The organism is Trueperaceae bacterium (assembly GCA_036381595.1).
Taxonomy (GTDB): Bacteria; Deinococcota; Deinococci; order Deinococcales; family Trueperaceae; genus DASVCN01.
The window spans coordinates 84660-101543 of record DASVCN010000012.1 but is presented as its reverse complement, the minus strand read 5'-3'; the positions used below and the strand labels follow the sequence as shown (position 1 = coordinate 101543).

Sequence of the window (16884 nt, the reverse complement as noted above, 5' to 3'; positions counted from 1 at the left end):
TATGGCGCGAATCGCAGGGGTAGACCTTCCCAGGGAGAAACGGGTAGAGCATGCGCTGCCGTACATCTACGGCATCGGGCTGTCGCGCTCACGAGTGATCCTCGAGAAGGCCGAAGTCGATCCCGATACCCGCGTGAAGGACCTGGCCGAGAATGAGATCGCGCGGCTGCGCGGAATCGTCGAGAGCGAGTTCAAAGTCGAGGGCGACCTCCGGCGCGAGATCCAGCTCAACATCAAGCGGCTGATGGACATCGGCTGCTACCGGGGACTCCGCCACCGCCGCGGTCTGCCCGTTCGCGGTCAGTCGACCAAGACCAACGCCCGGACCCGCAAGGGGCCGCGTCGTACCGTAGCCGGCAAGAAGAAGGCGCCGAAGAAGTAGGAACTGAGGTAAGAACGTGGCCAAACCGAGTCCCAAGACCAAGAAACGCACGAAGCGCAGCCTCGCCGAAGGCAAGGCGTTCATCCACGCTTCGTACAACAACACCATCGTCACTATCACCGATCCGGACGGGAATACGGTGGCCTGGTCGAGCTCCGGTTCCATCGGCTACAAGGGCTCCAAGAAGGGCACGCCCTACGCCGCCCAGCTGGCCGCCGCCGACGCGACCCGCAAGGCCCAGAACATGGGCCTCAGCCAGCTCGACATCGTCATCCGCGGCACCGGTTCGGGCCGCGAGCAGGCGATCCGGTCGATCCAGGCTACCGGCGTCAATGTCCGCTCGATCGTCGACGACACCCCTACGCCGCACAACGGCTGCCGTCCCCGCAAGCGGAAGCGCATGTAGATGAGGGCCGCGGATGGGCCTTCGGCCATCCGCACGACCGGGTGCTCTGGCGCCCGGGTTGCGACCTCGACTCGAGCAGAGTGAGTATTCAGGAGAGATAATGGGCCGATACAGAGGACCGATAGTCAAGATCTGCAGGCGCGAAGGGGTGAACCTCGTCGAGACCCCCAAGGCGCAGCGATACATGGAGAGACACCCCTACCCGCCAGGCCAGCACGGCCAGCGTCGCCGTCGCCGGATCAGCGACTACGGCGTGCGGTTGCGGGAGAAGCAGAAGCTGCGCTTCTTCTACAACATGAGCGAGAAGCAGTTCGCCAACCTGTTCGACGAAGCCACCAAGGCAGAGGGTTCGACGGGCGCCGTGTTCCTGCAGCTGCTCGAGTCGCGGCTCGACAACGTCGTCTTCCGTCTGGGCATCGCCCACACCCGCCGGCAGGCGCGCCAGTTCGTCGCCCACGGGCACATCCATGTCAACGGCAAGCGTGTCGACATCCCGTCCTACCGGGTCAACCCCGGCGACGAGATCTCGGTAGCTCCCAAGGCGCGACAGAACGAGCACATCAAGGCGAACGTCGAGGAGCGGAAGCGGGGCAAGACCCTGCCGTGGCTCGAGTTCGACGCCGAGAACCTCAAGGGACGGTTCAAGAACCGACCCGCGCGGGAAGACATCGTCGTTCCGGTCAACGAACTCCAGGTCATCGAGTACTACTCGAGGTAATCCACCTGCGCTTCGGCGCGGTGAGTAACGGACCGAGTCACATCAGAGAACGGAACGAACAGGGAACAGGCGGGTGGAACAGACGATGCAGATAATTCCGGAATTCAAGGCCAAGACCACCGACAAGTACGGTGAGTTCGTGGTGGAGCCGCTGGCCCGCGGATACGGGGTGACGCTGGGCAACCCGCTGAGGCGGATCCTGCTCTCCTCGGTACCCGGCACAGCCGTAACCAGCGTTTACATCGAGGACGTCCTCCACGAGTTCTCCACCATCGAAGGGGTGAAGGAGGATGTCATGCAGATCATCCTCAACCTCAAGGAGCTGGTGGTCAAACTCCACGACGACGACCCGATCACCCTCACGTTGCGTGCCGAGAAGGAGGGGCCGGTCACGGCCGCCGACTTCGACGTGCCGGCCAACGTCGAGGTGATCAACCCCGAACTGCCTATCGCGACCCTCACCAAGGGCGGTCGCCTGGTGATGGAAGTCCGGGTGGAACCCGGAGTGGGCTACGTGCCCGCCGAGATACACGGCACCAAGGACCGGATCAACTCGATACCGGTCGACGCCGTGTTCACTCCTATCCGCAGGGTCGCCTACCGGGTCGAAGACACTCGCGTGGGTCAGAAGACCGACCTCGACCGGCTGGTGCTGCGGGTGTGGACCGACGGCTCCGTCGAGCCGCGGGCGGCCCTCGACCACGCCGTGGAGATCCTCCGCGGGCAGCTGGCCGTCTTCTCCGGGGAGTCGCTCGCCGACGCCGAGGAGAAGGTGCCGGTCATGACCATCCCCAGCCGGGAGCCCGAGGACACCGGAGCTGGCGCCGACCAGGTTCAGCAGATGGGCCTCGAGAGCCTCGAGCTCTCCTCGCGCGTCCTCCACTCGCTCCAGGAGGAGGGGATCGACTCGGTGAACGCTCTGCTGGCGCTCTCCGAACGCGACCTCAAGAAGGTCGGCGGGGTGGGGGAGAAGTCACTGGAAGAGATCAAGGAAAGGCTGGCCGCCCGCGGCTTGGCACTCAAGGAGTAATCGATGAGGCACATGTCACGGGGCCGCAAGCTCAACCGGCACAGCAGCCATAGGACGGCATTGGCCCGTAACCAGGCTACTTCGCTGTTGCGCCACGGCCGCATAAAGACCACTCTCGCGAAAGCGAAGAACCTTCAACCCTACGTAGAGAAGCTGATCACCACCGCCCGTGGAGGCGACCTCCACGCCCGGCGCCTGGTGGCCCGCGAGATACACGACCGCGAGGTCGTGAGCAGGCTGATGGACGAGATCGCACCGGCCTTCGCCGAGCGGCCGGGCGGCTACACCCGCATCTATCAGCTGGGCACCCGGCGTGGCGACGCCACCCGCGAGGCCCTCATCGAACTGGTGACCTACCAGGACGCCTGAGCTCCACCAGCATCGGACCCAGCTCGCCCCGGCTCGCAAGAGCCGGGGCTTCGCCATCGGTCGAGGAGCGCAGCGGTCGCCTCATACCAGCCTGGCGCCGCATCCCATGACGTCGCCGGCTCGAACGCATCTACCCGGCCGACACCCGATCGAGGTGTGCCGGCACGGACCGCCACGACAGCCGGCTGCTCGAGACGGGTTGCTTCCTCGACGGCCGCCCCGACTCTTCCGCCGAGTAGGCCGACGCCAGGGACTCGAGCCGGCTACTACATGGGTCTGAGTGAGGCGGCGAAGCTCTCGCCCAACCCGTCCCAGTCGACACCCAGCAGGTCCGCGACGGTCGCTCCCAGGTCGGCGAAGCTGCCACGGGTGCCGAGCGAAACAGCCTGGACACCGGGTCCGCAGGCCAGCAGCAGGCCGTACTCACGGGTATGGTCGGTGCCGTTCCAGGTCGGATCGTTGCCGTGGTCGCTCACGAGTATCAGTACGTCGTTGGGGCTCAGTGCTGCAGTGAGTCGGGGAAGCCGCTCGTCGAACTCGGCAAGCGCCCGCGAGTAGCCGTGCGGGTCACGACGGTGACCGTAGAGAGAGTCGAACTCGACCAGGTTGCAGAAGACGAACCCTTCCGGCCGGGCACTCATCGCCTCGATCGTCTTCTCCACACCGTCGGCGTTGTCGCTCGTCTTCACCTCCTCGCTGATGCCCACCCGGTTGTAGATGTCGGCGATCTTGCCGATCGCCACTACCTCGCGGTCGGCTTCCTTCAGCGCCTCGAGCACGGTTCGTCGTGGCGGAGAGAGCGAGTAATCGCGCCGCTTGGCTCCCAACCGCTCGAAGGCTCCAGGCCGGCCGGTGAAGGGGCGGGCTATGACCCGGGCGACCGAGTGCTCGCCGGTCAGCAGTTCCCGTGCTCCCTGGCACCACTCGTAGAGGTTACTCAGGGGCACCACGTCGACGTGGGCCGCCACCTGGAACACGCTGTCGGTGCTGGTGTAGACGATCGGTTCGCCGCTCACGAGGTGCTGCTCCCCCAGCTCGGCGATTATATCGGTCCCCGAAGCGGGCCGGTTGCCAAGGTGGCCACGGCCGGTGAGCCGGTCGAATGCCTCCATCACCTCATCGGGGAAGCGCTCGTAGGTTCGGAACGGTTGCTCGAGTTCGACCCCCATGAACTCCCAGTGCCCAGTAGTGGTGTCCTTCCCGGAGGAGAGTTCCAACATCCGGCCGAAAGCGGCCGCCGGTTCGATGGAGGCGGAGAGTGATGACACGCCCTCGATATTCCCCAGCCCCAGACGCTGCAGGTTCGGTAGAGAGACAGGTGCCCGAGCGAGGGTGTGATCGAGAGTGTGAGCGCCCGCGTCGCCGAACAGCTCCGCGTCGGGTAGCGAGCCCACGCCTACAGAGTCGAGGACGATGACGGTAACGGTCATGCGCGAGTATAGCCAGCAAGCCCGGTCGTTCCGCCTACCCGGGCCAACGCCCGTCGCGCCGGTCTGCGCCGGCGCCCGTCGACAGGCGGGGCCGCCGCGAAGCGCCCCGCCCACCTATCGGCCCCACTCTAGGAGCGGTTCCAACGGGCAAGCGGCCCTACCTGACGAGCCGGCGCACCAACCACGGCACAGATCACCACCCCTGGCCCGTCATAATGTCGTTGTGGACGTAGCCGAGCACCTGCGCACGAGTATCTCGGAGCTGGCTCCGGAAGCCGATCGGTTCCTGGTCGCGGTATCAGGAGGGGCCGACTCGGTAGCCCTTCTGCGCGGGCTGGTCGAGCTCGGCGTCGACGTGTCGGTCGCTCATCTCGACCACGCGCTGCGACCCGGATCGGCGGAGGATGCGCGGTTCGTCGAGGGGCTCGCCCGGGAGTGGGACCTGCGGTTCTTCTGTGAGCGGGTGGACGTCGGTGCGGTAGCGAGCCGGCGCAACTGGAATGTGGAGGACGCCGGCAGGAGGGTGCGCTACGCCTTCCTCGCCCGCGCCGCCAAGATTGCCGGGGCCGACGCGATCCTCACCGGACACACCCTCGACGATCAGGCGGAAACCGTGCTGATGCAGCTTCTTCGCGGCGCCGCCTATCTGAGGGGGATGGCCCCGGTGAGCAGGCAGGTCGTGCGCCCGCTGCTGGACGTCACTCACCGCGAACTGGTCGCTTATCTGCGTGATGTGGGCCAGGACTGGCGCGAGGACCTCAGCAATGCGGAGAGGCGGTTCTTCCGGGCCTGGTTGCGCCATGAGGTCATACCCTTGCTCGAGGACCGGTTCCCGTCCACGACTCGCCGTCTGGGCCGCCACGCCCGCGTCCAGCGACGCGCGTCGGATCACCTCCGGCAGGCCACCCTCGCGCTTGAACGCTCGGGCGGCTTCGAGGTGGCGGAGTTGATCGAGGCGCACCCTGCCGTTCAGCATGAGGCGGTCCGCAGCCTCATGGTCAGGGCCGGCGTCGCGCCCGACTTCGAGCTGATCGAGACCGTCGTGAGTAACCTGGGGCGGAAGGAGCCGTTCCGCGTCTCACTGGGGCCGAACGTCAGATTGCGCCTGGCCTACGGCCGGCTCGAGCTGGCCAGCCAGGCGGAGGCGCGCGAGCCGAGGAGGGTGAGCAGCAGCGCCGGCCTGCCCGATGGGGTATCGCCACGCGCCCTCGAACACCCCGACCTGGTTCTGAGGTCGCGCCAGCCCGGCGACCGGATGCGTCTGCCGGGAGGCAGCAAGAGCCTCGCCAGGCTGATGATCGACCGCAAGATCCCGCGCGAGGAGCGAGATGGCCTGCTCGTTCTCGCGGCCGGTGACCAGGTGCTATGGGCCGAAGGGATAGGGGCCGCGGCCGGTTACGCCGACGGTCGAGCGCTACCTTCCGAGGATGACCGCTTCATGGGGCGGGCACTGGAGATCGCCCGGCGGGCCCAGAGCCAAGGGGAGCTGCCCGTCGGTGCGGTGCTTACCAGGGGCGGTGAGATATTGGCCGAAGGGCACAACGAGACGGAAAGCAGCGGGGATCCGTCGGCCCACGCCGAGGTGGTGGCGATGCGCCGTGCCGCCGAGAGGCTGGGTGACTGGCGGCTAAGCGACTGCACCCTGTACGTCACGCTCGAACCGTGCCCCATGTGCGCCGGCGCCGCTCTCATCTCCCACCTCGGACGGCTGGTTTTCGCTGCGCCGAACAACCGCGACGGTGCTCTCGGCACGGTCGCCGACCTCAGGACGGCTCCCTGGAAGCGACGTCTGGAGGTCACTGGCGGAGTGCTCGAGGAAGAGGCCGCGGCGCTCCTCAGCCGGTTCTTCGCAGAGCGCCGTTCGCTGTGAAGCGTTCGATCTCACGGATGAGCCGGGAGTGACCCGGCTTCTCGGGCCAGATGAGGACGTGGCCTGCGGCGGGAGCCTCGCGCAGCACGACCGGTCCGCCCAGCCGGTCGGCGAGCCGGCGGGTTCGGGACGCAGGAACCACCGCGTCCGCTTCCCCCTGGACGACGAGGGCGGGTACGTCGATCTGCGGTGCCGCGCGCCAGGCGGCCACGCCCAAGCGCCTCACCTGCTCGATCGCCCGGACCGGCAGCTTCACCTCGTTGCGCAGGCGCTGCTGCCAGGTGAGGTCGTCGACGTCGAGATCGGGCAGCACTCGCCCCACCACCTCTCGGGTCCAGGGATCGGAGAAGTCGGCGCTCCCGAACGGCCGGTAACTCCTCAGGAAGGGCGCCACCAGGGGCAGCAGGATGCCGAGCGGGAAGCCGAGCCCGCTGAACGGATTGATCAGCACCAGCCGGTCCACCTCCTCCCTCAGAGCAAGCCTCATAGCCAGGGCACCACCCATCGAGTAGCCGACCACCAGGAGTTCCTCCGCCTCCTGCCTCGTTAGCCGGCATGCCTCTTCGACCGCCTCTTCCCAATCGTGCCAGCTGCGCTCGCCCAGGCTCTCTATGTGGGGGCCGAAGCCGGGAAGGAGTGGGCAGTGAACCTCGAAGCCGAGCCTGACCAGGTGGGCGCCGACCGCCCGCAGTTCCCACGGGGTGCCCGGGAATCCGTGTATGAGCAGCGCGCGGCGCCGGGAGCGTCCCAACCGGAACGAGCGATGGTTGGGCGATCGATAAGGCCTCACCATGTTTCGAGCTTGCACCGGTACCGATTGGGGGACAGCAAGCAGGCTCGCACCGCACGCGCCACGGGCCCCGTTCGCGACTCGGGAAGTTCGGGCGGCACAGGTAGAATGAGCCGGTGAAGATCAGGAACTTCTCGATCATCGCGCACGTCGACCACGGCAAGTCGACACTCGCCGACCGCATCCTAGAGCTCACGCAGAGCGTTTCGGAGCGGAACCGGCGGGCGCAGATGCTCGACACCCTCGAACTCGAACGTGAGCGCGGCATCACCATCAAGGCCTCGCCCATGCGCCTCTACTACCTCGCAGAGGATGGCGAGAAGTACATGTTCAACCTCATCGATACCCCCGGCCACGTCGACTTCAACTACGAGGTCTCGAGGGCCCTCAGGGCGTGCGAGGGAGTTCTGCTGGTCATCGACGCCAGCCAGGGTGTGGAGGCGCAGACGATCCAGAACGCCTATCTGGCGGCGGACAACGGCCTCGATATCCTGCCCGTTGTCAACAAGATCGACCTGCCGAACGCCGACCCCCAGGCGGCGCTGGCGGAGCTGGAGGAGGTCATCGGCATCTCGGGCGAGGATGCCGTGGCCGTCTCGGCCAAGACCGGCGAGAACGTGGCCGCGGTGCTGGAGGCGATAGTTCGGCACCTGCCACCGCCGGAAGGGCACGATGAGGCGCCTCTGCGCTGCCTGATCTTCGACGCCATCTACGACTCGTACCAGGGCGTCATCCCCTTCATCCGGGTGTTCGACGGCTCGATCCGCGCCGGCGACCGGATCCGTATCGCCTCCACCGGCAAGGAGTTCGAGGTCGACAAGGTCGGGTTCTTCAACCCGGATCCCGCCGTAAGCGAAGTGTTGCGCGCCGGCGAGGTGGGCTGGCTCACCGCGGCGATCCGCGACATCGGCGATACCCAGATCGGCGACACCATCACCGGGGCAGAGAGACCGACCGACCGGCCCATCCCGGGCTTCAAACCGGCCCAGCCGGTGGTCTTCTCGGGCCTCTATCCCACCGACGGCGAGGATTACCCCAAGCTGCGCGAGGCGCTCGAGAAGCTGTCGCTCAACGATGCGGCCTTCACCTTCGAGCCGGAGACCTCCGAGGCCCTGGGTTTCGGTTTCCGATGCGGCTTCCTCGGCCTGCTCCATGCCGACATCGTCCAGGCCCGACTCGAGAGGGAGTTCGATCTGGGCCTCATCGCCACCGCCCCCGCCGTCGTCTACGAGGTCACTACCACCGACGGCGCAACGAGGCTCATCCAGAACCCCTCGGAGCTGCCGAGTCCCGACAAGGTCGACCTCATCCGTGAGCCGTACGTGCGACTCTCCGTCTACCTGCCGGAGGAGTACGTGGGCAGCGCGATGGGACTGCTGCAGGAGAAGCGCGGCGAGATGAAGGACATGCTCTACCACGGCCGGCGCGTCGAGCTGCGCTACGAGGTGCCGTTCGGCGAGATCCTCTACGACTTCCACGACCGGCTCAAGAGCCTCACCCGCGGCTACGCCTCGATGGATTACGAGACGATCGGCTACCGCGAGGGCGACTTGGTGAAGATCGACATCCTCGTCAACGAGGAGCGGGTGGACGCCCTATCGATCATCGCTCACCGCGACAAGGCGTACGAGATGGGCCGCAAGATAGTCGACAAGATGGCCGAGGTGATCCCCCGGCAGATGTTCGCGGTGCCCATCCAGGCCGCCATCGGCGGCAAGATCCTGGCCCGATCGACGGTGCGGGCTTTCCGCAAGGACGTCACCGCCAAATGCTACGGCGGCGACATCACGCGCAAGAAGAAGCTTCTCGAGAAGCAGAAGAAGGGCAAGGCCCGGATGAAGCAGCTCGGGACGGTGGAGGTGCCTCAGGAGGCGTTCCTCGCGGTGCTGTCCGGTGAGAAGTGAGGCGCTGAGGTGAGGAGCTCGGGGTGAACAGGGCGCTGGAGAGGACGAAGCCGGTGCGCTTCAGTCTCAGCCTCCGGGCCCGTATCGCCCTGGCCATAGCAGCGCTCGCCGCGCTGCCCAACGCTCTACTGGCGGTGGGGACGCTACTACCTAGTTTGGGCGGAGGAGTCGCCAACGAGCTGTGGCTCGCCGCCCTCGTTTGGGCGGTAGCGGTCGTCGGACTCTCTGCCCTCGTCGGCTACTTCGCCTCGCGCGAGCTGCTCGCGCCGCTCACTCGACTCTCCCGCGACGTCGCCTCGCTTCCCTCGACCGCAGACCGCCTGGCCACCGCCAGGCTCGCGCCAGGGGAGGCCGAACCCGCAGAGGTGCGGGCCGTGAGGGACGCCTTCAACCGGCTCCTGGGCAGGATCGAGCTGGAGCACAGCCACCGGTCGGCCTTCATCGCGACCCTCATGCACGACCTCAAGACCCCGCTGATCGCCACCTCCCACCTGCTCGAAGTGATCCGTGATCGGGACGACCTGGGACGCGACGAGCGAGTCGATCTCGCCGACCGGCTCCTGCGCGAGAACCACGCCCTCGTGACGCTCATGCAGAAACTGGTCGATGCGCACAAGTTCGATCGTGAGGAGGTACCGCTCTCACGGGAGCAGCTGAAGGTGGAGACGGTCGCGAAGCGCGTCATCGCCCGACTCGCGCCGCTCGCCGCCGAGCGTGGAGTGGAACTGCACGTGGAGGGCGGCGCCAACGCCTACGCAGACCCCGCGGAACTCGAGCGGGCACTCTACAACCTCATCTCCAACGCCGTCCGCTACGCTCGCTCGAGCATCACCGTCGAAGTCTTCGCCGGCTTGGTGCGCATCGCCGACGACGGCCCCGGGCTACCCGCTCCCCTGGAGCGTCTCGCTCAACCGTTCAACGAGCAGCCGGTCGAGATCTCCGGCACCCGCTACAGCGCCGGAAGCGCCGGCCTGGGCCTGTTCATCGCGCGCCGCATACTGGAATCCCACGGCGGCAGACTGGTCACCGAGTCGACGGGACCCCGCGGCACTGCCCTGCTCGCTTACCTGGGTTCGGACAGGAGGTGAGCGAGCTGCGAGTCCTCGTGGCCGACGACCACCCGCTCTTCCGCGTGGGCCTGGGCTACGCCTTGGGCGCCCAGGGGTTCGAGGTGGCAGCGGAGGCCGAGGATGGGCGCGAGGCGGTGGCGGCCTGCCGGCGGGAGCGGTTCGACGTGGTCCTGATGGACATCCGCATGCCGGGGATGAACGGAATCGAAGCTTGCCGGGAGATCCGCCGGATGGAGGACCCTCCGCTGGTGGTGATGCTCACCACCTTCGAGGAGCCTGGCATAATCCAGGCCGCTCGGGACGCGGGAGCCACGATGTACCTCTCCAAGGAGACGAGTCCCGCCGAACTCGCCAGGCTGCTCAGAGCTATCGTGGAGGAGCCCGAGCGAGGCTGGTTGCCGGCGGTGAAACTTCCCGAGCTCACTCCGCGAGAGCGTGACGTGCTCGCTCTCCTGGTGCAGGGGCTCAGCAACAAGCAGATGGCGCGCGAGCTCGACCTGAGCCCGGAGACTGTGAAGGACTACCTGAACGGCGTCTATCGCAAGCTTGAGGTGAGAGATCGGCTAGCCGCGGCGCAACGCGCCCGCGAGCTGGGACTCGCCTGATCCCGACGGTTTCGTTCCCTTCTGGCTTGGCCCGGTTCTGCCCGGAACCCCACGGCTTCTGCCGAAGCTCTTCGCCGGACTGATCCCGTCGCCATCTAGGCTGCCTCCATGCCCTACCGCTCGCCCGTGCCGGTTGCCGGTTACACACTCGTCGAACTGCTGGTGGTGCTGGCCATCGCCGGACTGCTCACGACCTGGTACGTAGGCTCGCAGGGCCGCCGGCATGTAGATGAAGCTATCCTCGCCCTGCGCTCGCAGACGGCTCAGGCTCGCCACGAAGCGATCGCACGCAGCCTGCCCGTTGCGGTTCTCTACAGGCCCGCGGACGCCTCCTTCGTTACCCTGGCCGGCCGGTCGGGGAACGTCGACGTCTGCGAGTCCGGCGAGGAAGTCGCGCGCCTCGAACTCTCCCGGTTCCCCGGCGTCGCTGTCGCGCGCGTACCGGCCGAGGGCCTCGTCTGGCTCCCCAGCGGCAGCGGCCGCACCTGCAGCGGCTCGGGAGCCTTCAACACGACGATGGAGCTGCACGAGGGGCGCGTTGAGGCGCGAGTGATAGTGTCCCGCGCTGGCCGGATCCGTTCCGAGGTGAGTCGATGAAGAGGGGGGGCGGATTCACCCTCCTCGAGGTAGTGATAGCGGGCGGCCTCCTGGCGGTCGGAGTGTTGTCTGTGACCATGCTGCAGGCGCAGGCGCTCCGGGCTCAACGGGGAGTGGCTGTGGTGAGGCGGCTCGTGGCGGTCACGGAGGCAGAGCTGTACCGGGCGCTGAGCCTCCCGGAGCCTTCGGGCGGAGAGTGCGCCGGGAGTGCGGCCGCTCAACTCACGAGCTGCTCGATCGAGACCGAGTCGTGCCGGCTGTCGTCGGATCCTGTCTGCTACGCGAGCCGTTCCGCCCGCGCCACCCTGGTGAGCGTCGAGGCCGAGGACGAGGGCAGGTCGTTCGCGCTGTCGGCGGTTCACGTGAGGTTCGGGCGGTGAGACCGGGCGCCAGGGCGCGCGGGAGCGGCGAGGCAGGTTCGAGCCTGCTGGAGATGCTCCTCGCCTGCACGCTGTTGGGGATGCTCCTGCTGGCCGCGGCGCAGGCGCAGCTGTACGGCCGGCAGGCGAACGAGGTCAACGAGGAGGCGGGTCATCGCGGTCAGATCGCCGAGCTCGCGAGCGAACTCTTGGGGTACCACCTCGGCATGGCAGGCCACCGCGGTCTCAACGAGCTGCGGGATCTGGGCGGCCCGGCGCTCGCCATCACGCGGGGTGCCGGCGGCGCTTCCGATGCTCTGACGGTTCGTTACGTGGAGGAGAGGTGGTACGAGGAGCCGACCCTCAGAGCGCTCCGAATCGACGTTCGGCGGGACGGCGAGGGGCGCTGGAACCTCTACCTGCGGGAGGAGGGAGCGACGCGCCAGCCGGCGGTCCAGCAGGTTCGAGGGCTCCATCTGACAGGCGTGGTGCTGGCAGATGGGAGCGTCTGGGGGGCCGATGCTGCGCTGCCGGCAGAGGTCGTCGCGCTCCAGGTGAGGCTCGAGTTCACCTGGGGTGAGAGTCGCGAGCTGACCATCCCCCTGCCACGGGAGACGCTGATGGTGGAAACATGAGAGTTGGTCGGGTAGTTTCGGGTGTCGCCCTGGTCGCAGCGCTCCTGACGCTCGCCTCACTGTTCACCCTGGCGTTGGCGACGACGCTGCTGCTGAGCTTCGACCTGAGGCTCGTCGTGAACCGTCAGGAAGCGGCGCTCGCGAGAGCAGAGGCGACCAGCCTCCTGAACCTGGCGCTCCTGCGGCTCGAGTCTCTCTCGGCCGAGGGAAAGTTGCCCGAGTCGGCCCCGGCGGCTCCCGGGTTGGTCGAATACCTCCGGCTCGACGGTACGACGGCAGTAGTTCGCGTCGAAGGTCGGGAGGGGAGAGCGAGGTATGTCACCGCCGCCCGGCTCGAGCTCAGGAAGACCGGTGGAGGCTGGAGAGTCCACATCGTGGAGCGGCGCTGAACGGGTAAACTGAGGCTCGTGCTTACCGACGCCCTCCTCTGCGCCGCCCTCCTGGCCGCCGGCCGGCCCCTGGGCGAACGTGAGATAGGCAAGGTCCTGGGAGTCGGTGCGGAAGGGGTGCGTGAAGCGATCCACTCGCTGCGCAGCTCACTGGAGAAGGCCGACCTGGGCCTGGTAGTCGAGGAGGTCGCTGGCGGTTACCGACTGGTGGTGGCGCCCGGGTTGGTGCCCTCACTCGCCGAACTGCTCTCCCCGCCACCGCTCCCTCGCCTCTCCACGGCAGCCCTCGAGACGCTCGCCATAATCGCCTACCGCCAGCCGGTAACCAGGGGCGAGCTCGAGGTCGCCCGCGGGGCTTCCTGCAGTTCCACCATCGAGACGCTGCAGGAGCGTGAGCTCATCAAGAGCGTCGGCCGCAAGGACGTGGTGGGCAAGCCTCTGCTCTACGCCACCACCGAGCGCTTCCTGATCGAGTTCGGACTCCGTTCGCTGGAGGACCTTCCTCCACTCGACGACCACCCGGCAGAGTTCCTCCGCGGCTGACGACCAGCCGGCAGAGTTCCTCCGCGGCTGACGACCACTGAACGTTGGCCCCGGTGCGAAGCGGCCGGGTGTTCGACCGTTTCACGTGCGCGGCTTCGCCTCGACTCGTAATGTCGCTTGCCCCCTACTCCTCGGCGAGGAGCGCCACCATCGCGGTCAGGGCGGCTTTGTACGAGAGCGGTCCTAGACCGGCGATGGAGCCCCGGCACACAGCGGAGATGAGGCTGACGTGCCGGAAAGCCTCCCTAGCGAAGATGTTCGACAGGTGCACTTCGATGACCGGAAGTTCCACGGCCGAGATCGCGTCTCTGATCGCTACCGAGGTGTGGGAGTAACCGCCGGGGTTGAGGACGACTCCGCCCGCTCCCTCGGCGGCCGCCCCGTGCAGCCATTCGATGATCTCCCCCTCGTGATTGCTCTGCCGGCAGCGGGCTTCGGTCTTGAGCTCCCGGGCCCAGCGTGAGCAGAGCTCGTTAAGATCTGCCAGGGAGGTGCGGCCGTAGAGGCGGGGTTCGCGCTTGCCGAGGAGGTTCAGGTTGGGGCCGTTGAGAACGAGGATCATGACACTACCTCCAGAAGCCGCCGCCAGGCGCTCTCCAACTCGCCGGGCTGGACGTCGTCCACTACCACCGGGGTCTCCTTCGCGCGCATGAGCACGAATCGCTGCCGCTCGCCAAGGTTCTTCTTGTCTCGCTCCAGGTAAGGCTGCAGGTCCGTGAGTTCCCGGTTCGGCAGCGGCGCTGGCTGCAGCCACTCGAGGAGGTTCCGGGCTGGAGAGACGAAGTCGTACCAGCCTCGCGCCTGGGCCAGGAGCGCGGAGAAGAGCAGGCCGTAGGCCACCGCTTCTCCGTGACGCAAGCGGTGTGAGCTCGCGGCCTCCAGCGCATGAGCCAGGTTATGCCCCAGGTTCAGGTGCGCTCGCTTTCCGCTCTCCCGCTCGTCCCCGCTCACGATCCTGGCCTTCACCAGGACCGATCGGTAGATGTATTCCGCCAGGACCTCGGCGTCGCCGGCCGGTCCGAACCCGGTTTCGTCGATCGCACCCAGCAGCCATTCGTCGGCGAGGAGTCCGTGCTTGAACAGTTCGACGGCTCCTTCGCGGAAGACGGGCTCGGGCAGCGTGGCGAGCGCGTTCACATCGGCAAGCACGGCCCGCGGTTGCCAGAAGGCGCCGACCAGATTCTTCCCTTCGGGCAGGTTGACGCCCGTCTTGCCACCCACACTGGCATCGACCATGGCCAGCAGACTGGTGGGGCAGGCGTAGAAGGCGACACCGCGCAGGTAGCTCGCGGCCGCGAAGCCTGCGAGGTCGCTGACGACGCCACCGCCGACCGCCACGATCGCGCAGTCTCGCTTCAAGCCGGCGCTCGCCATCTCCCGAACGAGCGTTTCGAATTCGCTCAGCGATTTGCTGGCCTCGCCGGCAGGCAGGGTGACGGCCAGAACTCCGGCACCCCCGGCCTCGAGCGCCTCTCGCACACCGACGGCATGAAGGGGCGCCACATCGCTGTCGCTCACCAGGGCAACGGCCGGTTCCGTTACGAACTGGCCGACCCTGTCCAGGAGACCGGCGCCCACGATCACCTCGTAGGGGCGACCCGTCTCGACGGCGACCCTCTTCTCGCCGGCCACCGTGTCGCTCATTCGGATACCCACTCTCCCAGCTTCTCTACGATCTCCTCGACCACGTCGCTCGAGTCTCGGCCGTCGGTCGACACCCGAACCGAGGCCACGTCGTCGTAATAGGGTCGACGCTCCTCCATCAGCAGCCTGATACGCTCGACCGGATCGCCTATCTCCAGGAGAGGCCGCCTCGTTCGGCGGGTGCGCCGGAAGATCGTGTCGGGCCCCGCCTCAAGCACGACGACCGGCCCCCGGCTCTTGAGCAGATCCCGGTTCACCTTCCGGACCACCGTGCCTCCGCCCGTCGAGACGACCACGTTCTCCAACCGCAGGCAGCGCCTCACCACTTCGGTCTCGTAGTCACGGAACACCTGCTCGCCGTACACCTCGAAGATGTCGGTGATCCTCATGCACGAGACGCGTTCGATGACCCGGTCGGTGTCTATGAAGGTGAGGCTGAGCCGGCGGGAGAGTTCCCAGCCTATGCGGCTCTTGCCGGTACCCATGAAGCCCGCCAGCGCCACCCAGGTGACCAAGCGGTCCTCGGGCACGTATCGCCGCGGCTCCGCTACAGCCTCCGTCATCAGACAAGCCTAGCACGAGCGCCTGGCGTTCCAGATCCTCGCTGGGCGGATGACGAAGGGCCCGGACGAAGGTCCGGGCCCTGCTCCAGGCGGAAGGGGAGGGACTATTCGAGCACGTTGGCGCTGACGATCACCAGCAGCTCGGTGTCGTTCTGTTCGGTGACGGTCGTGCCGAAGAGACCGCCGATCACGGGGATCGCTCCCAGTATCGGGACGCGGTTCTTCGTCTCAACGAACTGGTTCTGCATCAGGCCCGAGAGGAGCACCGTCTGACCGGGCTCGAGGGTCACGGTCGAGGTAACAGCCCTGGTGGAGAGTTCGAGGAATGAGGGGTCGTTGGTGGTCGAGAGTACATCCTCGACCCGAGCCACGACGTCGAGGGTGACGCTGCCGTCGGCCGCGATGCGGGGGGTCACGTCGACCTGGACGCCGTAGGGGATGGTGCGCTGGATGTTCTCGTTGGCACCGGGGATGGTGATGTAGATCGTGCCGCCCGACTGGACCGTGCCGGTGACGTTGTCGAGGACGGTGATGGTCGTGTCGTCGACGCGTTTCGACAGGCCCTGCGTCTCGAGGGCGTCGAGCACCGCGTTCAGGTTGAGGCTGGTGAGGGCGGTGGCCGAGTCGAAGACGAAGCGGAGACCCGTTTCGAGGATGTTGGCGGTGAACATCCCGACGCCGGCGTTGAGGTTGATGCCGAGGTTCATCGCCGAACTGCGGTTGATCTCCTGGATGCGGACCTGGACGTTGACCTGCTGCTGCGGCACGTCGAGCTGAGGGATGAGCTCGGCGACCCGGGCCTGAACCGGCCCGGTGGCCGCGACGATGAGGCTGTTGGTGCGCGGCTCCGCCGTCACCCGGAAGTTGCGGCCCTCGGCAGCAGGCTCGCCGCCCTCGGCTCCGCTCACCTCACTGATGATGGAACCGCTGGTGGCTTCGAGAACAGCGGCCAGATCCTCAGCGTCGGCGTGATTGAGGCGGTAGGTGCGCAGTTCGATCGGCACCACTTCGGCGGTCGTGTCGAACTGGTCGAGGGTGCGCTGCACCTGCTCGTGCTGCTCGGCCGTTGCGGTGACGGAGAGGGTGCTCACGCTCTCGAGCGCTTCGATCGCGACGCCGGGAACGGCCCGGCTGATGATAGTTGCGAGATCGTTGGGGTTGTTGTTGACGCGGTAGAAGCGCTGCTCACGCGGCTCGCCATCTGCGGCAGCCTCGGCTACCTGCCCCTGACCCAGACCGGCGATAGCGGCGGTGGGACCCACGACTATCACGTCGTTCTCGAGCAGGCGGTAGTCGAGCCCGTTGAGCGTGAGGACGATGTTCCACACCTGCCGAAACGGCTTGGGGTCGCCGATGTCGTAGATGACCGGATTGTCAGGTACCTGTTCGACGATCGGGGTGAGGCCGACTGAGCGGGCGAGCGTCGCTACCATCGAGCTGAGCGGTACACCGTCGAATTCGGTCCTGACCTCCACCAGCTGGTCGAACTGCTCGTCTTCCGGCAGTGGCGCCGGTTGTGCCAGGCCCACGCCGATGACGGCGGTGGCGAGAAGGACTATGAGGACGCGATACTTGTTCAT

20 protein-coding genes are annotated in these 16884 nt (G+C 67.0%); 14 read left to right on the top strand and 6 right to left on the bottom strand.

Translation table 11 applies throughout. The features are described from left to right. Position 1 precedes the first annotated feature (1 nt). From rpsM to rplQ, 5 genes are all read left to right on the top strand, one after another. Positions 2-382: a 30S ribosomal protein S13 gene (gene rpsM, locus VF168_03275; GenBank protein ID HEX7003189.1), complete on the top strand. Its 381-nt coding sequence runs from the start codon at positions 2-4 to the stop codon at positions 380-382. Positions 383-398: 16 nt separating this feature from the next. Then, on the top strand, positions 399-788 hold the full coding sequence (rpsK, locus tag VF168_03270) for a 30S ribosomal protein S11 (protein ID HEX7003188.1): 390 nt from the start codon (positions 399-401) through the stop codon (positions 786-788). Between the two features lie 100 nt (positions 789-888). Continuing rightward, positions 889-1506: a 30S ribosomal protein S4 gene (gene rpsD / locus VF168_03265; GenBank protein HEX7003187.1), complete on the top strand. Its 618-nt coding sequence runs from the start codon at positions 889-891 to the stop codon at positions 1504-1506. Between the two features lie 85 nt (positions 1507-1591). Then, entirely contained in the window at positions 1592-2536 is a 945-nt protein-coding gene (locus VF168_03260) for a DNA-directed RNA polymerase subunit alpha (protein ID HEX7003186.1), read from the top strand. Positions 2537-2539: 3 nt separating this feature from the next. After that, positions 2540-2905 (top strand): 50S ribosomal protein L17, encoded by a 366-nt coding sequence (gene rplQ / locus VF168_03255; GenBank protein ID HEX7003185.1) that lies wholly within the window; start codon positions 2540-2542, stop codon positions 2903-2905. 266 nt (positions 2906-3171) lie between these two features. On the opposite strand, the gene VF168_03250 is transcribed toward rplQ, so the two are convergent. Beyond that, entirely contained in the window at positions 3172-4335 is a 1164-nt protein-coding gene (locus VF168_03250) for a phosphopentomutase (protein ID HEX7003184.1), read from the bottom strand. Positions 4336-4558: 223 nt separating this feature from the next. Here VF168_03250 and tilS point away from each other — a divergent pair, with 223 nt between their 5' ends. After that, positions 4559-6205: a tRNA lysidine(34) synthetase TilS gene (tilS, locus tag VF168_03245; protein ID HEX7003183.1), complete on the top strand. Its 1647-nt coding sequence runs from the start codon at positions 4559-4561 to the stop codon at positions 6203-6205. On the opposite strand, the gene VF168_03240 is transcribed toward tilS, so the two are convergent. Next, complete coding sequence (locus VF168_03240) at positions 6171-6998, bottom strand: alpha/beta fold hydrolase (GenBank protein HEX7003182.1); 828 nt, start codon at positions 6996-6998, stop codon at positions 6171-6173. The two genes, tilS and VF168_03240, sit on opposite strands and share 35 nt — an antisense overlap. Positions 6999-7111: 113 nt before the next feature. Here VF168_03240 and lepA point away from each other — a divergent pair, with 113 nt between their 5' ends. The 8 genes from lepA to scpB all read left to right on the top strand — a co-directional run bounded on the left by lepA (position 7112) and on the right by scpB (position 13097). Beyond that, the gene (gene lepA / locus VF168_03235) at positions 7112-8899 is read left to right on the top strand and encodes a translation elongation factor 4 (GenBank protein ID HEX7003181.1); all 1788 of its coding nucleotides are present in this window, start codon (positions 7112-7114) and stop codon (positions 8897-8899) included. 23 nt (positions 8900-8922) lie between these two features. Further along, positions 8923-9987 (top strand): HAMP domain-containing sensor histidine kinase, encoded by a 1065-nt coding sequence (locus tag VF168_03230; protein HEX7003180.1) that lies wholly within the window; start codon positions 8923-8925, stop codon positions 9985-9987. Further along, positions 9984-10574 (top strand): response regulator transcription factor, encoded by a 591-nt coding sequence (locus VF168_03225; protein HEX7003179.1) that lies wholly within the window; start codon positions 9984-9986, stop codon positions 10572-10574. The genes VF168_03230 and VF168_03225 overlap by 4 nt, the downstream gene beginning before the upstream one ends. A gap of 108 nt (positions 10575-10682) precedes the next feature. Further along, a complete protein-coding gene (locus VF168_03220) occupies positions 10683-11171 on the top strand; it encodes a GspH/FimT family pseudopilin (GenBank protein HEX7003178.1) in 489 nt (162 codons plus the stop codon). Beyond that, positions 11168-11551 (top strand): hypothetical protein, encoded by a 384-nt coding sequence (locus tag VF168_03215; protein ID HEX7003177.1) that lies wholly within the window; start codon positions 11168-11170, stop codon positions 11549-11551. Before VF168_03220 ends, VF168_03215 begins: the two co-directional genes overlap by 4 nt. Next, entirely contained in the window at positions 11548-12165 is a 618-nt protein-coding gene (locus VF168_03210; GenBank protein HEX7003176.1) for a hypothetical protein, read from the top strand. The genes VF168_03215 and VF168_03210 overlap by 4 nt, the downstream gene beginning before the upstream one ends. Then, on the top strand, positions 12162-12554 hold the full coding sequence (locus VF168_03205) for a hypothetical protein (protein HEX7003175.1): 393 nt from the start codon (positions 12162-12164) through the stop codon (positions 12552-12554). The genes VF168_03210 and VF168_03205 overlap by 4 nt, the downstream gene beginning before the upstream one ends. An 18-nt stretch (positions 12555-12572) precedes the next feature. After that, positions 12573-13097 (top strand): SMC-Scp complex subunit ScpB, encoded by a 525-nt coding sequence (gene scpB / locus VF168_03200; GenBank protein HEX7003174.1) that lies wholly within the window; start codon positions 12573-12575, stop codon positions 13095-13097. A gap of 124 nt (positions 13098-13221) precedes the next feature. Here the strand turns inward: scpB and aroQ are convergent, their stop codons facing one another. The 4 genes from aroQ to VF168_03180 form a co-directional block, all read right to left on the bottom strand. Further along, positions 13222-13659, bottom strand: coding sequence for a type II 3-dehydroquinate dehydratase (aroQ, locus tag VF168_03195; protein ID HEX7003173.1), 438 nt, complete (start codon positions 13657-13659; stop codon positions 13222-13224). Next, complete coding sequence (aroB, locus tag VF168_03190; protein HEX7003172.1) at positions 13656-14741, bottom strand: 3-dehydroquinate synthase; 1086 nt, start codon at positions 14739-14741, stop codon at positions 13656-13658. The genes aroQ and aroB overlap by 4 nt, the downstream gene beginning before the upstream one ends. Beyond that, positions 14738-15304, bottom strand: coding sequence for a shikimate kinase (locus VF168_03185; protein HEX7003171.1), 567 nt, complete (start codon positions 15302-15304; stop codon positions 14738-14740). The genes aroB and VF168_03185 overlap by 4 nt, the downstream gene beginning before the upstream one ends. A 104-nt stretch (positions 15305-15408) precedes the next feature. After that, a complete protein-coding gene (locus VF168_03180) occupies positions 15409-16884 on the bottom strand; it encodes a secretin N-terminal domain-containing protein (GenBank protein ID HEX7003170.1) in 1476 nt (491 codons plus the stop codon).